General features: G+C 62.7%; 12 protein-coding genes. All 12 read left to right on the forward strand.

The features are described 5' to 3' along the window. The first annotated feature begins 39 nt into the window (after positions 1-39). A complete protein-coding gene (locus C9E81_RS11265) occupies positions 40-1,035 on the forward strand; it encodes a BMP family lipoprotein (protein ID WP_122112460.1) in 996 nt (331 codons plus the stop codon). Continuing rightward, positions 1,035-2,684, forward strand: a complete 1,650-nt coding sequence (locus C9E81_RS11270) for an ABC transporter ATP-binding protein (protein ID WP_122112461.1) — start codon at positions 1,035-1,037, stop codon at positions 2,682-2,684. Before C9E81_RS11265 ends, C9E81_RS11270 begins: the two co-directional genes overlap by 1 nt. Then, a complete protein-coding gene (locus C9E81_RS11275) occupies positions 2,684-3,781 on the forward strand; it encodes an ABC transporter permease (RefSeq protein ID WP_122112462.1) in 1,098 nt (365 codons plus the stop codon). The genes C9E81_RS11270 and C9E81_RS11275 overlap by 1 nt, the downstream gene beginning before the upstream one ends. Then, complete coding sequence (locus tag C9E81_RS11280) at positions 3,781-4,422, forward strand: LysE family translocator (RefSeq protein ID WP_166461887.1); 642 nt, start codon at positions 3,781-3,783, stop codon at positions 4,420-4,422. Before C9E81_RS11275 ends, C9E81_RS11280 begins: the two co-directional genes overlap by 1 nt. Positions 4,423-4,424: 2 nt before the next feature. After that, positions 4,425-5,390 carry an ABC transporter permease gene (locus tag C9E81_RS11285; RefSeq protein ID WP_122112463.1) on the forward strand — a complete coding sequence of 322 codons (966 nt, stop codon included), beginning with the start codon at positions 4,425-4,427 and terminating at the stop codon, positions 5,388-5,390. Between the two features lie 378 nt (positions 5,391-5,768). After that, complete coding sequence (locus C9E81_RS11295; RefSeq protein WP_166461888.1) at positions 5,769-7,412, forward strand: IucA/IucC family protein; 1,644 nt, start codon at positions 5,769-5,771, stop codon at positions 7,410-7,412. Further along, positions 7,402-10,140 (forward strand): IucA/IucC family protein, encoded by a 2,739-nt coding sequence (locus C9E81_RS11300; RefSeq protein WP_166461889.1) that lies wholly within the window; start codon positions 7,402-7,404, stop codon positions 10,138-10,140. The genes C9E81_RS11295 and C9E81_RS11300 overlap by 11 nt, the downstream gene beginning before the upstream one ends. Then, positions 10,137-11,375, forward strand: coding sequence for a DUF6005 family protein (locus C9E81_RS11305; RefSeq protein ID WP_122112467.1), 1,239 nt, complete (start codon positions 10,137-10,139; stop codon positions 11,373-11,375). The genes C9E81_RS11300 and C9E81_RS11305 overlap by 4 nt, the downstream gene beginning before the upstream one ends. Next, entirely contained in the window at positions 11,372-12,172 is an 801-nt protein-coding gene (locus C9E81_RS11310) for a sugar phosphate isomerase/epimerase family protein (protein WP_122112468.1), read from the forward strand. Before C9E81_RS11305 ends, C9E81_RS11310 begins: the two co-directional genes overlap by 4 nt. A 365-nt stretch (positions 12,173-12,537) precedes the next feature. Beyond that, positions 12,538-13,464: a glucokinase gene (locus C9E81_RS11315; protein WP_122112469.1), complete on the forward strand. Its 927-nt coding sequence runs from the start codon at positions 12,538-12,540 to the stop codon at positions 13,462-13,464. 113 nt (positions 13,465-13,577) lie between these two features. Next, positions 13,578-15,446 carry an autotransporter assembly complex protein TamA gene (locus C9E81_RS11320; RefSeq protein WP_122112470.1) on the forward strand — a complete coding sequence of 623 codons (1,869 nt, stop codon included), beginning with the start codon at positions 13,578-13,580 and terminating at the stop codon, positions 15,444-15,446. Next, positions 15,446-19,927 carry a translocation/assembly module TamB domain-containing protein gene (locus C9E81_RS11325; RefSeq protein WP_122112471.1) on the forward strand — a complete coding sequence of 1,494 codons (4,482 nt, stop codon included), beginning with the start codon at positions 15,446-15,448 and terminating at the stop codon, positions 19,925-19,927. Before C9E81_RS11320 ends, C9E81_RS11325 begins: the two co-directional genes overlap by 1 nt. Positions 19,928-19,938: the final 11 nt, after the last annotated feature.

Here is a 19,938-nt window from a genome sequence, read left to right on the forward strand (position 1 = left end):
ACTTGAATCGCTCGCGGCAACAGGATGGGGTTATCTGTCATGACTTTGATGAAAACATTTATGGCAAGCTTGGCGCTGGCGGCGCTTGCAACCGGGTCAGCCTTGGCCGAACCGGCATTGATCTTTGATCTGGGCGGAAAATTCGACAAATCCTTCAACGAGGCCGCCTATCGGGGCGCCGAGCGTTGGGCCGAGGAGACCGGCGGCTCCTACAAGGAGCTGGAGATGCAGTCCGAGGCGCAGCGCGAACAGGCCCTGCGCCGCCTGGCCGAAACCGGCGCCAATCCCATCGTCATGACGGGCTTTGCATTCGGCAATATCCTCAACGAGATCGCGCCGGATTACCCGGATACCAAATTCGCCATCATCGATGCGGTCGTTGACCAGCCGAATGTCAAATCCATCATGTTCGCCGAGCAGGAAGGCAGCTATCTGGTCGGCGTTCTGGCGGCCATGGCGAGCGAAAGCGGAACCATAGGCTTTATCGGCGGCATGGATGTCCCGCTGATCCGGCAGTTCGGCTGCGGCTATGCGCAGGGAGCGAAGGCCGAGAACCCCGATATCAAGATCGTGGCCAACATGACCGGCACCACCCCGGCCGCCTGGAACGACCCGGTCAAGGGCGGAGAATTGACCAAGGCGCAGATATCGCAGGGCGCGGACGTGGTCTTTGCCGCAGCTGGCGGCACCGGCATCGGCGTGCTGCAGGCGGCGGCCGATGGCGGTATCCTGTCCATCGGGGTGGACAGCAACCAGAACCACCTGCATCCGGGCAAGGTGCTGACCTCGATGATCAAGCGCGTCGATGTCGCGGTCTACGAGGCCTTCAAGGCGGGTGAGGACCTGGAAACCGGCCAATCGGTCCTTGGCCTTGAAAGCGATGGTGTCGGCTATGCCCTGGACGACAACAACGCCTCGCTGATCACCGACGAGATGAAGGCCAAGGTCGATGAGATCGCCGAGAAGATCAAATCGGGCGAGATCGAAGTCCATGACTACTACAGCGACAATACCTGTCCTGCACTCAATTTCTGATGCATGAGGCCGTCACGGATACCGGGGGACGACCGGCCACGGCGGCCCCCAATGCCATCGAGTTGCGCGGCATCTCGAAAGCCTTCGGCCCCGTGCAGGCGAACAAGGATATCGACCTGCGCGTGCCCCAGGGCACAATCCACGGGATCATAGGCGAGAATGGCGCGGGCAAATCGACGCTCATGTCGATCCTTTACGGCTTCTACAAGCCCGACAAGGGCGAGATCCTGGTAAACGGGCGGCCGCTGACCATTGCCGACAGCCTGACCGCGATCAAGGCGGGCATCGGCATGGTGTTCCAGCATTTCAAGCTGGTGCAGAATTTCACCGTGCTGGAAAATGTCATTCTCGGGGCCGAGGATGGCCGCCTGCTGCGTCCGTCCCTTGCCAAGGCGCGCGAAGTGCTGAAACGGCTTGCTGCCGAATATCAGCTGAATGTCGATCCCGACGAGACCATCGACGAATTGTCAGTGGGCCACCAGCAGCGGGTCGAGATCCTCAAGGCGCTGTATCGGCAGGCCGATATCCTGATCCTCGACGAACCGACCGGCGTGCTGACCCCGGCAGAAGCCGACCACCTGTTCCGCATCCTCGAAGGGCTGAAGGCCGAGGGCAAGACGATCATCCTGATCACCCACAAGCTGCGCGAGATCATGGAGATCACCGATAATGTCAGCGTCATGCGGCGCGGCGAGATGGTCGCCTCGGTGAAAACCGCCGAAACCAGCCCCGAGGAACTGGCCGAGCTGATGGTTGGCCGCAAGGTGCTGTTGAATGTCGAGAAAGCCCCGGCGCGCCCCGGAGAAAAGATCCTCGAAGTGCGCGACCTGACGCTGGTCGATGACGAAGGTGTGGAGCGTCTGCGTGGTATCAGTTTCGACATTCGCGCCGGGGAAATCCTGGGCATTGCGGGGGTGTCGGGAAATGGACAGACCCAGCTGCTGGAATTGCTGGGTGGTTTTCCCGAGAAAGGGTCGAAATCCGGCGGCACCATCAGGATGAACGGGCAGGAACTTGACCTGACCGGCACCATGTCCGACGCCTCGACCCGCCGCGCCCGTGGCATTGGCCATGTCCCCGAAGATCGTCAGGCCGAAGGCCTGATCATGGATTTCACCGCGTGGGAGAATACCGCCTTCGGCTATCATCGCGCCCCGGAATTCAACAGGGGCCTGCTGATGGACAATGCCGCCATCCGCGCCGATGCCGAAACCAAGATGGAACATTTCGATGTCCGGCCCCGCAACCCGAACCTCGCCGCGCGCAATTTCTCGGGCGGGAACCAGCAAAAGCTGGTCGTCGCGCGCGAGATCGAGCGCAACCCCGACCTGTTGCTGATCGGTCAGCCCACACGCGGCGTCGATATCGGGGCGATCGAGTTCATCCACAAGCGCATCATCGAGCTGCGTGACGCGGGCAAGGCGGTGCTGCTTGTCAGCGTCGAGCTTGACGAGATCCTGTCGCTGTCGGACCGCATCGCGGTGATGTTCGACGGGCGCATCATGGGCGAACGCCTGCCCGGCGAAACGACTACGGGCGAACTTGGCCTGCTGATGGCGGGCATCACCGACACCGCGCATGCCGATGCCAGCGAAGGCATCCCGCCCGAGCACAAGCATGTCGACGAGGTTTCAGGGGAGCGCGGCTGATGGACAAGATGCCGAAATGGGCGGATGTGATCCTGACGCCGCTGATCTCGTTGATCCTTGCCATGGCGATATCGGCCATCGTGATCCTTGCCATCGGCGAAAGCCCGTGGCTGGCGCTGAAAACCATGATCGACGGAGCGCTCGGGTCCAGCTATGGCTGGGGTTACACGCTGTATTACACCACGAATTTCATCTTTACCGGGCTGGCAGTCGCAGTCGCCTATCATGCCAGCCTGTTCAATATCGGCGGCGAGGGGCAGGCGATGCTCGGCGGGCTTGGCGTGGCGCTGATCGCGCTGGCCCTGCCCTGGCCGCATTGGAGCCTCGCCCTGCCCGCCGCAATGGTCGGCGCGGCCTTGTTCGGCGCGGCATGGGCGCTGATCCCGGCGTGGCTGCAGGCCAGGCGCGGCAGCCATATCGTGATCACCACCATCATGTTCAACTTCATCGCAGCGGCGCTGCTGAACTACATGCTGGTCAATATCCTCAAGCCGGCGGGCACGCAGGATCCGGCCTCGGCCAATTTCCCGGAGGGAGCGCATCTGCCTCAACTGACCGAGATGGCGGCAGCCCTTGGCATCGAGTGGGGCAAGAACACCCCGGTCAATATCACCTTCATCATCGCCCTGATCGCCTGCATCCTGGTCTGGCTGCTGATCTGGCGCACACGTCTCGGCTACGAAATCCGCGCCCTCGGCCGGTCAGAGCCTGCCGCCCTTTATGCCGGGATCTCGCCCGTCCGGATCACCGTGATCGCCATGCTGATCTCGGGCGGGCTGGCCGGGCTGATGGCGATCAACAATGTCATGGGCGAAGCCGAGCGGCTGGTGCTGAACGCAGTCGAAGGCGCCGGCTTCATCGGCATCGCCGTCGCCCTGATGGGCCGCAACCACCCGTTCGGCGTGTTCCTTGCCGCGCTGTTGTTCGGTTTCCTCTATCAGGGCGGCGGGGAATTGGCGCTGTGGACCTCTATTCCGCGCGAGTTGATCGTCGTCATCCAGGCACTGGTGATCCTGTTTACCGGAGCGCTGGACAACATGGTGCGCATGCCGCTGGAACGGATATTCCTTGCCCTGCGCGGAAAGGGGCACGCGTGATGGAGTGGCTGATCCCTTACCTGCCGGGGTTCACGGCGGCCTATGCGATCCAGGCCGTCTCGGTCGCTTCACCCGGCCCCGGGGTGGCGCTGCTCCTGGGTATCGCGCTTTCGCAGGGGCGCGCGTGTGCCGTCGCGGCATCCTTAGGCATCGCGGCGGGGGCAGCTTGTCTGGCACTGGCCACGACGCAGGGGCTTGGCCTGCTGATGGAGCGCGTGGCATGGCTGTCCACAGCCATCCGCCTTGCCGGGATCTGCTATCTGCTCTGGTTGGCGGTCAAGGCATGGCGCCGCGCGATCCAGCCGCCAAGCGTCGCCATCGCGCGGGTGGATCGCGCCGCCACCGGCCTGCCGAGGGCCTTCATCGCCGGATATCTGATGCAGATCACCAATCCCAAGGCCATCGTGTTCTGGCTGGCCATCGCTACGGTCGGGGCCACCGACGGCGCCCCCCTGCCGGTGCTGGCGGTATTTATCGCCGGGGCCTTCGCCCTGTCGCTCGCCGGCCACGGCGCCTATGCGGTGCTGCTGTCCTCCTCGCCCTTCCGGCTGGCCTATGACCACGCCCGCCGCTGGATCGAGGCCGCCATCGGCAGCTTCCTGGCCTATGTCGCCTTCCGGCTGGCCACCGAAAGGAGCTGAGAATGGATTTCGCCACCATCATCCAGATCCTCGACTCTGCGGTGCGCCTGATGACGCCGCTGCTGCTGGCCTGCCTTGCCGGGCTATATTCGGAACGCTCGGGCGTTTTCGATATCGGGCTGGAAGGCAAGATGCTGATGGCAGCCTTTACCGCCGCCTCGGTCGCCTATGCCACGGGCAGCCCCTGGCTGGGCCTGCTGGCGGGAATCGGCGGTTCCATGGCGCTGGCACTGATCCATGGCCTTGCCTCGATCACCTTCATGGGCAACCAGTTGATTTCCGGTGTCGCGATCAATTTCCTCGCCTCGGGCATGACGGTGCTTCTGGGCCAGCGCATCTTCGGCCTCGGCGGGCGTACCCCATCGCTGACAGACGGAGGGCGGTTCGGCGAGATCATCCTGCCATTCGCCGATGCGCTTCGCGATGTTCCCGTTCTCGGGCCGGTCTATGCGGATCTGATCTCCGGTCACTCGATCCTCGTCTATGTGGCCTTCCTCTGCGTGCCGCTGACATGGTGGGTATTGTTTCGCACCCGTTTCGGCCTGCGCCTGCGGGCGGTCGGGGAAAACCCGGCCTCGGTGGATACTGCTGGCGTCTCGGTCACCCGGCTCCGCTATGCCTCGATCGCGATATGCGGGCTGCTTTGCGGGCTCGCGGGCGCCTATCTCGCCACCGGCCTTTCCGCAGGCTTCGTCAAGGAGATGACTGCAGGGCGTGGCTTCATCGCGCTGGCGGCACTGATCTTCGCCAAATGGCGGCCATGGAGTGCCCTGTTCGCAACTTTCCTCTTCGGCCTGCTCGAAGCCATCGCCAACCGTTACCCGAATCTCGACCTGGGTGTGATTACCATCCCCTCGATGTTCATGAACGCCCTGCCCTATATCCTGACCGTGATTATCCTGGCCGGCTTTGTCGGCCGCGCCATCCCTCCACGCGCAGGAGGGGAGCCCTATGTGAAAGAGCGATGAACTCGCTGCATCAATCATAGATCAATATTCTTGATTAAATATCAGCTCATTACATTATTATTTGATACAAGCCTTACTACAAGAACTACAAGGCGCCCGGCGTGAAACATGCTCATTATGTCCGGGGAAAATTCATTGCGCGCATCACCGTTCCGCCGAATCCGCGATACGATACCATCGGCGGCACCGGCTCTGGCGACAGCATTGTCCAGATATGCAAACCTGCCATGTCCCATCTCCTCGACAATGAAGCTTTGGTCGTGAAACGACGCAAATATGTTGACTAATTAAATAAGGATTAATAAGCGCAACCCAAGTGCCAGCAAATCGCCAGCCTTTCCGCTTTCAGCCATGACATGGTCCGACAAGGAGAGGCAGATGAGTCGCAATCCCCGGTATGATCCTGATCCCGTGCGGCTTGTTGCCGATCAAATCAGCCTTCAGGCCTTGCTTGTCTGCTGGCAACGCGAAATCTCGAAGCAATACGGGACCTGCCTTGGCATGGACACCGCCCGGGGCAAACTGGATATCAGGACAGCCGATCCCGGCCACTGCGGCCCCGCCCGTATCGAGCAAATGACGCTTGATACGACACAACCTGTGACCGCGGCCGAGGCGCTGGACCTGTTGCTTGACGGATTGAACCTGATATCGCCCTCCACCGCTCCAGAATTGGCGCGCAGAACATATGCCAGCCGAGACCGCATAGCCCGGATTGTCCAGGACCGTCTGCAGCAGCCCGACGACCCGCTGGATTTCCTTGCCGCCGAGCAGGCATTGATTTTCGGCCACTGGATGCACCCCGCCCCCAAGGCGCTAGGCGGCATGAATGCCGAGGAAGAACGTGGCATGACGCCGGACTGGCGTGGAGCCATGCAACTCCACGCCCTTTCGGTCGATGCGGAACTGGTCAAGGCATCGCAGCCCGGAGTTGCCCGTCATCTGCCGGGATTCGGTATTGATCCCGGGGAGGGCCGGGCAATCCTGCCCGCACATCCACTGACGCTGGACCGGTTGTCACGCGACCCGCAGATCGCGGCATTGCTGGCCCGGGGACGGATCCGCGACATGGGCCCGGTCGGGTCACCATGGCACGCGACATCTTCAGTGCGAACCCTCTGGAGCCCGGATAGCGACTTCATGGTAAAGGTGTCGCTGCCGGTCACGGTGACGAACTCGCAGCGCATGAACAAGCGCCATGAATTGCTGGCCGGTGCATTGATGGCAAGGCGTATCGCGGGGTTCGGGGAACGCTTCGGCCCGATGCGCCTGATCACGGATCCGCAATGGATGGGGCTGGACCTGCCCGACAGGAACGAAACCGGGTTTGAAGTAATTCTGCGCGATAATCCCTACCGCCGGCCCCGGGGGGGACAGGTCATGCAGGTGGCGGCGCTGAGTTCAGCCCCCCTGCCCGGCCGTCGTTCGATGCTGGCAAGGGCCATCGGCACGCATGATCCCGTCCTCTGGTTCAAGGCCTATCTGGATGTCGCTGTCGCCCCGCCGTTACGGCTCTATGATGCGACCGGGATCGGTTTCGAAGCGCATCAGCAGAATGCGTTGCTGGACCTGTCGCAAGGGCTGCCCTGCCGCTGCGACTTGCGGGACAACCAGGGCTTCTTCATCTCTCAGGACATGGCCGATGCGGAACAACGCGCCATCCCGCAGCTTGTCTATTCCCGGGGCGAGGTCGAGGACGCGCTTGGATATACGCTGATCGTCAATCAGGTATTCAGCATCATTCACCGGCTGGCAATGGACGGGCTTTTGGCGGAAGCCCGCTCCCTGGGGCTGCTGGCCTCGCATCTGGAAAGGCTGGCAGAGGAGTTGCCCGGTCATGGCAGCGGGCTGGCCCGGCGCTGGCTGACCGGGACGACCCTGCCGATGAAGGGAAACCTGCTGACCCAGCTTGGCGGCGTGGACGAGTTGCACATTCCCGGTGAGCGTGCGCCCTATGTGCGTATCCCGAACCCGGTCGCGGCGCATATCCGCAATACACGGAGGCTTGCGGATGTCGCCTGAGGCGCGGGTCTTGCGGCAAGCCATCGAGGCGCTGGCGTTCGAAGGCGTGCTGCGTTCGGTTCGTGGCGGCTGGATAGCGGGCGGGCTGATCATCCGCGCGGCGCATCATGTGCAGGCAAGTGGACGGGTGCGCCTGCTGGGCATACCGAGGGAAGGCGATGGCCGCCCATTGACGGCAGAGGCGCTTGGCCGCGGGCTGCGGGCTGCGGGTCTCGACCCTTCCGGGTTGTTGCAAGGGATGCAGCGCAGCGCCGGATTTCTGCGCGCCGCTGGCGCACCGCTCCCGAACCGGCTTACCCTGACCGGGCTGGCGCTGGAAGCGTCGTTGATCGAAGGGCATCCCTACCATCCCTGTTTCAAATCGAGGATCGGGTTCAGCAATGACGACAATGCCGCTTTCGGGCCCGAAGCTGCAGCGGCAATCCGTCCGTTCTGGCTGGCCACCGATCCCGAACTGGTTCATCGTGAAGGCGGCGACATCGCAATGGGTTTCGCTCCGTCCGGGGCGATTCCTGTTCATCCGTGGCAGTGGCGCAAATTGTCGGGTGAGCCCGCCATCCGTCATCTGCTGACCGAAGGACGGCTGCGCCTGCTGGACCAGACCGGACCGGAGATGCAGGCCACCACATCGCTGCGGACATTGGCTCCACGCGGAGATGGCGATCACCTGAAACTGTCGCTCGGGGTCGGTGTGACCTCCTCGGTGCGCAATCTGGCCCCGTGGTCCGTGGCGGTGGCACCCGCGATCTCGGACTGGTTGGGCCGGGTGGTCGACAGCGACCCGGAACTCGCCGGGCTGACGATCCTGCCGGAACATTCCGCCGTTATCGTTGCCCGCGACCTGTTGGGCGGACGGCTCGCCGCGATCCGCCGTTCCGCCCCGCCCGGGGATGCGGTGCCGGTCAGCGCCCTGTCGCTGACCGAGCCGGACGGGCGGCCATTGATTGCCAATTGGCTGAGGCGTCATGGCACCGAAGCATGGCTGTCGCGGTTTCTGCATATCCTGCGCCCGGTCTGGCTGCTGATGACCCGCCACGGTATCGGGCTCGAGGCGCATGGCCAGAACCTGTTGATCCGCCACGACGATGGCTGGCCCACCGGGTTGATCGCCCGGGATTTCAGCGAAAGCCTCGAATATGTCCCGGATTGCCTGTCGCGTCCCGACCTGCTGCCGGATCTTGCAGCCATCGATCCCGGCTTCGGAAGCGCGCCCGACGGGCTTTATCACAGGATGGGCGCGGCAACGGATCTGCGCGACCTGGTGATGGATTGCCTGATCGTCCATGTTCTGTCGGAACTGGCCGATCTCCTGCATCGCTCGGGTTACCTGCCCGAGAGCCGCTTTTGGCAACTGGTCCGCAGCACCGTGCCCGATGCCCCCGGCTTTGCAATGGACGACCGCCTGATCCCGGCTGAATCGCTGACCGCCCGTCTGCTGGACACGACCGAATCCAGCCATCCCGTCCCGAACCCTCTAGGAAAGCCCAATCCCATGAGCGACCCAATGCCCGCATTCCGTATCGATGACCGCCTAGTTGAGCCCGAAGCGCTGGACCTGCCCGATCTGCTGGGCGGCTCCGATCCCGCCAAACGCCGCATCGCCCTGTATCTGGGCGACAAGGCCGACTGTCTTGGCCAGATCCTGCGGCTGCGTGCGGCAGGAGCGTCCTGCTATCCGATACATCCCGAAACCCCGCGCGAGCAGGCACTGGATCTGGCCCGCCGCGCCGGTTGTGACAGTTTCGCCGAGACTTCGGGGCTGATCGAACTTGGCCAGGTCTCGCCGGAAACGCCCGGCGGCGTGCTGATTCAGATGAGTTCCGGCACGACAGGTGCACCCAAGGTCATTGCCCGCTCATGGGCGCAGATCGAGACCGAGATCGCGGCCTATATCCGAGCTTTTCCGGAACCAGCGGAAATGACCCCGGTCATCGCAGCACCGATCACCCATTCCTACGGGCTGATACCGGGAGTGCTGGTCGGGCAGGCACGCGGGCATGTGCCAGTGGTGCTGGACAGCACCAATCCAAAGACCATCCTGCGCCATCTGGGGAATATCGAACGCCCGCTTCTCTACGCCGCGCCGCCGCTGCTGCATGTGCTGGCGCGCCTGGCGGGCGAAGGTGGGCTGCACGCGGTGATGTCCTCGGGCACCGTTCTGCCCCAGCTTTGGTTCGACTCGATCCGAGGCGCGGCGCGGCACCTGTTCCAGCAATATGGCTGCTCCGAGGCGGGTTGCGTCGCCATCGCCGTAGCCCCGGACAGCCCCGAGGACATGGGCGCGCCACTGCCGCATATCCGGCTGAGCGCCGGGCAGTCGGATCCCGCCCCGGTGGTGATCGAGACTGCGGATGCCACGATCAACACGGGGGATCTGGGAATGATCGACGCACGCGGGCACCTGATTTTTGCCGGACGCGCGGCAGAGGTGATCGACGTGGCTGGCATCAATGTCTACCCGGCCGAAATCGAGACCGCCGCAATGTCCTGCCCCGGGCTGCGCGATGCCGTCGCCTTCGCCATCCCCGATCCGGCAGCAACGCAGCGCCCCGCTCTTGCCTATGCCGGCGAGGTATCCGAGGCCGATCTCGATGCCCATCTTGCCGCCCGGCTGTCGCCGCGCCAGCGCCCGGCAAGGCTGATCCGCATGGCCGCCCTGCCCCGCGGCGCGAATGGCAAGATCGCCCGCCGCGATCTTGCCGCGAACCTGATGGAGCCCGTCCAATGAACGAGCCTCGCCACATTCCCACGCCTGATGCGGCAATCGAGATTCTCCGCGATATCCTGTCCGGACCACTGGCGTGCCCGCGCATGGATGCCTTTGGCCCCGAGGCAAGGCTGGGCAACGATCTGGGGCTCGATTCGGTCGCGCTGATGACCCTGATGCTGCATCTGGAAGAGGCCGGAATCGATATGCCCGAGGACGCATTCGACCACGCGCCCACGCTGACGGTATCGGCACTGGCCAATCTGCTGGCGGGAGTCGAACCGGCAGAACCCGAAGAGGAACCCATCGACATCAAGGTGCATTGCGTCGTCAGCTGCTTTTGCCAGGCGCTGAAGGACAAGGGCGGGATCGATCACCGGCCCATGTATCTGGGGCTCTGGGACGGGCAGGTGGTTGTCGACGAGCAGATGCGGCTTGGCTATCACGCCGATGATATCGATCACGATTTCTATTGCCGCTGGTTCCGGCGCCTGTTCGGGATCGATGTCACGCGCTGGTATGACGAAGCGGCGGGCAAGCCCGCCAATCTGGCGCGGTTGGAGGAACTGCTGGCGGAATGGCGGCCCGGGCGATATGTCATGCCGATGATCGATATGTTCCTGCTGCCGCAGCGGGACAACAAGTTCGCGCAGGATCCCTTTCCGCATTACGCCCTGATCGAGCCGACCGGCGATCCCGATATATGGCAGATGCGGGATTCGGATTTCCGGTGGGAGGGGCCGATCCCCGCTGCCGATCTGCGCAAGGCGTTTCTGCGCGAAACGGTGGCGGGCGGCTATGCCTTTGACTTTGACGCCGCCCATCCGGCCGCACCCGAGGATATCGAGGCGATGTTCCTTGAAACCTTCAGGCCACGGGAAACTCCGCTGATCGACGCAATCCGCCGGATCGTCACGGCACATTCGGCCGACATGCCCCGCAGCGATCTGGAACTCGCCCTGCGCGAACTGCCTGTCATCGCGATCCGGAAATATGCCTATGAACACGCGTTGGCGAGTTTCGGCGATATCGAGGGGGCGGATTACGACGCCTTCGAGGAATGCTGCGACCGGATCGCGGCATTGCATGGCGGGCTGAACGCGGTGCATCGCCGGGCGGTGGCCTATGCGCGCGGCGGGAGCGAAGCTGATTTGACGCAGGTATTTGAACAGCTTGATGAACTGTCCACCTTGGAAATCGGCATCAAGGCCAGTCTGGCCGAGTGGTTCAGCCGCTGGCGGGAGAACGGGAAATGAAGATCAACGCCTGCTCGGTCGCCTTCCGGCATCTGGACGTCTCTGCCGCCGATCTGGCGCGTTATGTCATGCGTGAAGGTTTTGACGGACTGGAGATCTGGTTGCCTCATGCCCGTGCGATGGCCGAAGAATGGGCCGCCCTGCCCGCGCGTTCTCACGTGCCAATGCTGGCGGGCTATTTGCCTGTGGGACTGCCGGGTTTCGATGCGGCCGAGGCCGAGGCGCTCTGCGTCCTGACCCGGCAATGGGGGGCCGGACGCCTTCGTCTCTTTGCCGGCAATCTGGGCAGTGCCGAGGTCACACCGGAACGGCGGGACGCGATCCTGCGCGACTTGCGCGAAACCGCGCAGTTCGCTGCCCTGCACGGCCTCCGCGTCGCGATCGAAACCCATCCGGACACGCTGGCCGACGGGCTTGCGGAAACACTTGGGCTGCTGGAAGAACTGGATCATCCCGCGATTGGTGTGAATTTCGACGTGCTGCATGTCTGGGAAAGCGGAGCCGATCCGCTTGCTGCCCATGCGAAGCTGGCACCGCATATCCTCCATTATCACCTAAAAAACGTGACCGCGCGGGATTGCCTGACGGTTTTCAATCCCGGTAATGTCCACGATCCCGCAGGCAGCCGGCAGGGTATGTGCCCGCTTTTCGAGGGAGTCCTGGACTATGCGCATATTCTGGCCGCCCTCCCCTGGACGGCGGAAGCTTCGTTGGAGTGGTTCGGACCAGAACCCGCCGCGACGATGGCCACTGATCTGAGTCGGGCGCGGGCGGTGCCGGCCATCGCCGCGGCCTGACCCAAAAGGCGATGCAGCGGTAGTGCTCGTTGCACGCTCATCTACGCCCTGTCACGACACCGCGCCGGACGATCAAAGCCGCATCCGGACAGTAATTGCCAAGCCAGTATGAAAAACATACTGTCCTTTCATGCGGCTTCCCACCTGAACGGCCCGCTCCCTTCTTCTTCATGCCCCCCAAGGGATCACCAGCGGTGCGCCACTGGTTCGAGAGATCTGCCGGCGATGGGTGTGAAACCCTCAGCCATCGCGGGATGCAGGAATTTCGCGCAAAAATGTTTCCGCTATCAATCACCCCCTCGCCAGAACGCGGCAACTCGCCTAAAGATGTTCATCGACAGGATTGATCTGGGGGAACTGGTCCGATGGCGATGCTGCTGGGAGATGTCGGGGGCACCAACGCGCGGCTGGCAATCGCGCGCAACGGGGTGATCGACAACGAAACGGTGACACGGTTTCGCGGCGACGACTACCAAAGCTTCGACGATGTCGTGCGGCGTTTCTTGCAGGAACAGGACAACCCCCATATCTCCTCACTTTGCATCGCCGTCGCGGGACCGGTCAGCGGTGGCAGAGCCTCGTTGACCAATCGTGACTGGGATTTCTCGGAGGACCGGCTGGCAAGGCTGACCGATGCCGATCATGTCAGGCTGATCAATGACCTGACCGCCCTCGGTTATGCCACTCCGGTCTTGGGCGGAGATGGTCTGTCCGTTCTTCGCGAGGCGCCCGCGGATCGCGCCCGCAACGGTCAGGCGCTGGTGGTCGGTCTGGGCACCGGCTTTAATGTATGCGCCGTCCGTGCCTTGCCCGGTGGCGGAGTGACGGCATTGGAAGCCGAGGAGGGGCATACGAGATTGCCCACCAATATCCATCAGCGGCTCGCCGACCTCCTGGGACATCAAGGTGCGGAGGCGTTCTTCTCGACCGAGGAAACCTTTGCCGGGCGCGGATTGTCGCGTCTGCATGCCGCGCGCACAGGCACGAAACCCATCCGCAGTGAAGCCATCGCCGAAGCCGCCGGGCGTGGAGATCCCGAGGCGATTGCAACATATGACCTGTTCACAGAACTGGTCGGATTGCTATGCCGCGAACTGACCTTGCGCTTCATGCCGCTGGAGGGCCTGTTCCTTGCGGGCAGTGTCGGGCGAAGTATTGCCGATCGGATGGATCGCTTCGAGCCCGCCTTCCTGGCCGAACCCTATATGCGCCATATCCCGGAAAACACACCAATCTTCCTGATCCGCGACGACATGGCCGCTCTGCACGGGTGCCTGGCCGCGCTGTCCTGACGCCCGATTGGCGCCAGCTTGCACCACCATTCAAAAAAGACCGCTCGATTGCTGGATCTTCGGGCCTATTACTGTTCATATTGAATCCAAGGAACAGGGGCGGAGCAATCAAGATGCGGGCATATCTGAAAGCCATGCTTGTCGTGGGCTCGGCTTTGGGGTTTTGCGGCATGGCGCTTGCCCAATCATCTTCCCCGTTTTCCGGGCTGTTCGGCGGCAAGACCGAGGATGGGCCCGTTTCGCTCGAATTTCGCATCGCCGGGGATGACGGCGATATCGAGAAGACCGTTCGAAACACATCGTTGCTGTCAGGCGCGCTCGCCGAAGAGCGAATCAGCGGGCAGGACCTGCTGGCTGCCGCCCGCGCCGATTATGCCCGCATTCTGGGGGCACTTTACGACGCGGGACGTTATTCGGCGGTCATCGACATCACCCTTGACGGGGTTGAGGCGGCCGAGATTGCACCGCTCGACGCGCCGGAGGTGGTGCGATCCGTCGTGGTCACGGTTGATCCCGGCCCGGAATTCAAGTTCGCGCGCGCCGCCATTGGCCCGCTGGCACCCGGTTTGAATGCCTCCAGCGCCTATCAGCGGGGCGAGGTCGCCGGAACCGGTGTAATCAAGTCCGAGGCCCTGTCGGGCGTCGATGGCTGGCGCAACCATGGCCACGCAAAGGCCGATGTGAGCGGACAGGAAATTATCGCCGATCACAACAGTAATACCGTGGACAGCCGGATCGAGCTAGCTCCTGGCCCGGTGGTGACTTTTGGAGATCTGCATATTTCGGGTTACGATCGGATGAAGCCACGGCGCTTGCGCAAGATCGCGGGTTTTCCCGCCGGCGAGCGTTTCGATCCGGAAAAGCTGGACACCGTCCGCAAACGCCTGCGCCGCACCGGGGTATTTTCGGCCATGACTCTCGAAGAAGCCGAAGTTCTGAAACCGGACAATTCGATGGATATCAGTCTTGCCGTCGTCGAACAGAAGCCCCGACGGATCGGCGCGGGGTTCGAACTGTCGAATACCGATGGTGCCCTGGTGTCGGCCTATTGGATGCATCGCAACCTTCTGGGGGGCGGCGAAAGGCTGCGAATCGATGCCGAGGTTTCCGATATCGGCTCGGATACCAGTGGCCGCGACGAAGAACTGGGCCTTCGTATCGATCGCCCCGCCACGATCACCCCCGACACGACCGCTTATGTCGAGACCAAGCTCGAACGCATGCGAGAAGAGGAATATGATTCCGACAATGCCAGTGTCGCCCTTGGTTTCAACCATATCTTTCGTGACGATGAGAGCGACAAGCTGACCGCCGATATTGCCATGGAATACGAGGTTTCCCGGGTGACGGACGCCAATGGGCGAACCGATTTCCAGGTTCTCTCCTTCCCGACAGAGGCGATTTGGGACAAGCGCGATGAGCCCAACAATGCCAAACATGGTTTTTACCTGTCCGGCGAAGTGAGACCCTTCAAGGGTTTCGAGGGCACCGGATCGGGCGTGAGAACGCTTGGCGAGGCACGCGTGTTCCACTCGTTGGGCGAGAATGACAAATTCACGCTGGCGGGGCGTGCCCGGCTTGGCACGGTCACGGGAGCGGCGATCGAAAATACCCCGCGCGATTACCTGTTCTTTTCGGGTGGCGGCGGCACGGTGCGCGGCCAGCCTTATGAATCGCTTGGTGTGCGCGAGATCTCCGGCCCTGACGGCAGGATCAAGACCGGCGGGATGAGCATCGCGAACCTGAACGCGGAACTGCGCTGGCAGGTTCGTGAAAGGATCGGCCTGGTGCTGTTTGCCGATTACGGCGAAGTCTGGGCCGAGAGCGGCTTTGGCGGTGACAGCGGCTGGCATTCCGGCGCCGGTGTCGGCATCCGCTACGACACCCCGATCGGGCCACTGCGCTTTGACGTCGCCGGCCCCACCGGCGGCGACACGGGCGATGGCGTTCAACTTTACCTCGGCCTTGGGCAGGCTTTCTGATGCGCAAGATAATCACCATCCTCTTCGCCATTCTCTTTCCGCTCGCCGTGCTGGCGCAAAGCGCCGCCGAGCTCTCTGAACAGACCGAGGACGACCGCGGCTTTCTGACCCGGCTATTGGAGGAAAACCTTTCCGGGGCGGGCCGACAGGTCATCATCAAGGGTTTCGAAGGGGCGCTGTCCTCGCGCGCGACCTTCCAGCAGATCACCATCGCCGATGCCGATGGAATCTGGCTGACATTGAATAATGGCGCGATCCAGTGGAACAGAGCCGCACTGTTGCGCGGCAGGATCGAAATCGCCGAACTTTCCGCATCCGAGATCCAACTGCCGCGCCTGCCGGGCGGGGGCGGCGAGAAGAGGCCGCAGGCCGAGGCCAAGGAGTTCGCGCTGCCCGAACTGCCGGTATCTGTCGGTATCGACAAGATCCAGGCTGACAGGGTCGAATTGGGCGAACCGGTGATCGGCATTCCCGCAGCGATATCGGCAGCGGGCAGCATGAGTCTTGCCGGAGGTGAGGGAAAAGCGGATCTGACCATCAACCGATTGGACGGACCGCGCGGCGCTTTTGTCCTGAGCGCGGGCTACGCCAACGAAACCAAGATACTGAGCCTGAACCTGTCCCTGGACGAGGCCGCCGATGGCCTGCTGGTCAACCTGATCGACCTTTACGACAAGCCTTCTGTCTCGGCCCAGATCAGTGGCGAGGGGCCACTGGACGGCTTCACCGCAGATCTGCGTCTTGCCACCAACGGGCAACCGCGAGTCACCGGGAGCGCTTCGTTGACCGCCGAAACATCGGAGGATGGTGCACCGGGGCGCGCCTTTCGGCTTGAGCTGGGCGGCGATGTCGCCTCGCTGCTTCCACCTGACGACCGGACCTTCTTTGGCCCGAACACCCAACTTCTGGCCGAAGGCTGGCGCGGAGATGATGGCCGGCTGAACGTGCCGGTGCTGATGATCGATACCGACGCGCTGAATGTTTCGGGTTCGGTCGCCACCAATCCACAGGGCGCCCCGCAAAGCGCTGTGCTGCTGATGACGCTTGGCCGGGATGCCGGCGCAACCGATGTGCCGGTCAAGCTGCCTGGCGCGGGGGACGACGCCACGGTCGAATCGGGGCGGCTCGAATTGCAATACGATGCAGCCGAGGGCGAAGGCTGGACGCTCGAAGGGCGGATTGGTCAACTCGATCAGGGTGAGGTCAGGATCGGGGCCCTTACGCTGGACGGCTCCGGTCAGGTGGTGCTGGACGATTCCAACTCCCTGTCCGAGATTACCGGTGCGCTCGATTTCGGTGGCGAGCAGATCGAATTCAACGATCCAGGGCTGGCGCAAGCGGTCGGCGACGCCATCACCGGCAATGCGGTATTCACCTATGGCGGCGGCCAACTCGAGATCAGCGAGCTTGCGGTGGATGGCGCCGATTATGGCCTGTCTGGCTATAGCCTGCTGTCCGACCTGACGGGCGGGCTGATGCTGTCGCTGGACATGGAAGCCCGTTACCAGGACCTGGAACGGCTTTCGACTTTGGCCGGCCGCCCAATGTCCGGCCGTGCGGATGCCTCTGTTTCCGGCTATTACACGATCCTGACCAAGGCCTTCGACATCGATGCAAGAGTCGAGGGCAACGATATTTCCGTCGATCAGGAACAGCTGGACAACCTGCTTGCGGGACAATCCCGGATCGTCGCACAGGCCCGCCGCGACGAGACTGGGATCGACCTGCGCAACTTCTCGATCAACGCGCATGGGCTGACGGCTGAGGCGCAGGGATATCTGAACAGCAATTCCAGCGATGTTACGGCGCAGATCTCGATGCCTTCGCTCGCCGATATCGGTGCGGACTATGCGGGTTCGCTTCTGGCCCAGGCAAAGCTGAACGGGGCCGAGGGCGAGCGCCAGCTTTCGCTGAGCGGCGATGCGGAAGATCTGAAAATAGGCATCGATGCGCTGGACCGCGCCCTGCAAGGCCGCACCAACCTGATGCTTTTGGCCAGCGAGGTTGAGAGCGGATATCAGATCAAGAGCTTTCAACTCGCCAATCCGCAACTGAAAGCGGAAGCTGAGGGGAATTTTGCTCAGAATGCGCTGGATGCAACGGCAAATCTCTCGATCCCCGACTTGGCGGTCATCCAGCCCGACTGGTCGGGTGACCTGAACGCCACTGCCAAGCTGAGCGAGGAGAACGGCACCCGTTTCATCGATCTGACCGGCACAAGCGAAAATCTGGGCTTCGGTCAGCAAGGCACCAATGTGGCAACGACCGGAACCACCGATTTGCAGGTGAAGGCCGAGGAAAAATCCGGTGTTATCACTTTGCGCGACGTCGAACTGACGAATGAGCAGATCAATGCTACCGCCGAGGGTGTGTATGGCGAGGGCGTCACGGATGTTTCGGCGAAAGTGGATATTTCCGCACTCGCGCCGCTGGTCGCCGGATGGCACGGTTCCTTGAGTGCTGATGCCAATCTGCGCGAAACGGGCGATGGCGGACGTCGGCTCGAGGTCAACGGAACCGGCCGTGATCTCGCCTTCGGGCAAGCGCAGGTAGATAATGCGCTGGCAGGCGAAACGCAGCTTAGACTCACCGGGACCGAGCGCGACGGAGTCTTCCAGATAGACGAGGCGCAGGTCGATAACCCGCGATTGAGCGCCCAGGCATCGGGCAAGGTCGGAAAGGGTGTGACCGACATCGCAGCCGCGCTGAATGCCGGCGACCTGAGTTTCCTTGGAAATGGTATCAGTGGTTCGGTGGATGCCGAGGCCCGGCTGATCGAAGAGGGCGGTACTCGCCGGATTTCAGCAGCCGGCACGGCAAACGGGCTATCGATCGGTCAGTCACGCGTGGACCCGGTCTTGCGCGGGCAAACCAGCTTTGATCTGGCCGCGACGCAATCGGAGGCCGGGATTTCCCTGCAAAACCTGGATGTGAGCAATCCACAGATTCGGGTCACCGCAGACGGTAATCCCGCCGAAGCACTGAATATCGACGCGAGGCTGAGTGATCTCGCCCTGATTCAACCGGGTTTCCCCGGTCCGGTCGAGGTTCAGGGCACGCTGCGCGAGACCGATCAGAATTTCATCGTCGATCTGGGGGTCACGGCACCCGGCAGCACGCAAATGCAGATTGCGGGTTCTGCCGCCCGCGATTTCTCGGCCACCGATATCGGGATCACGGGCAGCACCGATGCCTCGGTCGCGAACAGCGCTATCCGGACACGCAGCATCGAGGGGCCGGTGAATTTCGACCTGCGGGTGAACGGGCAGCCTTCGCTGGAGGCGGTCAGCGGGCGGGTCCAGTTGCAGGGCGGAGATGTGGCAGAGCCGGGCCTGGGGCTGCGCATCGAAGGTCTGGATGTGACGGCCGATCTGCAGAACGGCCGAATCCAGGTGGATGGCGCCGGCAATGTCGCGGCGGGAGGAAGGATAGCGGTCAGCGGTCCGGTCGATCTGCGCGCAGGGACGCTGGATATCGGCGTTACGCTGGACGATGTCGTGGCGCGCGACCCGAACCTTTACGAAATCACCCTTTCCGGCGATGTCCGCATGGCGGGCCGCAATGCCGACGGCCCGCTGATTTCTGGCCGTATAGATGTGGACAAGGCCGAGATCCGTATCCCGTCGACCGGGTTGGGCGGGGCCAAGTCAATTCCGGATATCAAACATGTGGGCGACAAGCGGCCACCGCGCTCCACCCGGGCGAAGGCCGGGCTCGAGCCTTTTGGCAGCCCTGCATCGCGTGAAGCCGGATTGGGTGGACCGCCCGCAACGCCACCGGCCAATCCGCCTCGGCTGGATCTGCTCATCAATGCGCCGAACCAGATATTCATCCGTGGCCGCGGCGTGGATGCCGAGATGGGCGGAGATCTGCGGGTTACGGGCACGACACGAAATGTCATTCCCATCGGCCATCTGGAACTGATCCGCGGCCGGGTCGACCTGCTGGGCAAACGCTTCACGCTGACCGAGGGGCTGGTTGAAATGCAGGGCAGCATGATCCCGGTCATAAGGCTGGTGGCCGAAACCTCCGAGGATGGTGTCACCACCCGGATCATCATCGATGGCGAGGCCCGCGACCCCGATATCATTTTCGAATCGTCGCCGGAAATGCCCGAGGAGGAGGTTCTGTCCCAGCTTCTGTTCGGGCGTGGACTGGACAATATCAGCCCGTTGCAGGCGGCTCAGCTTGCCAATGCGATTGCGGTTCTGGCCGGGCGTGCCGGGGAAGGCATCGTCGGACGTCTGCGCAACCAGGTCGGTTTGGACGATCTGGATCTTGCGACGGATGACGAGGGCAATGTGCAGGTGCGGGCGGGAAAATACCTGACCGACAATGTCTATACCGATGTTGCGGTCGGCGATGACGGAAAGAGCACGCTGAACCTGAACCTCGACATTTCGGACACGCTTCGCGCACGCGGATCGGTCGCCAGCGATGGCGAGAGCACGATCGGGATCTTTTTCGAACGCGATTACTGAACGGTTATCTG

Source organism: Paracoccus alkanivorans (assembly GCF_003697785.1).
Lineage (GTDB): Bacteria > Pseudomonadota > Alphaproteobacteria > Rhodobacterales > Rhodobacteraceae > Paracoccus > Paracoccus alkanivorans.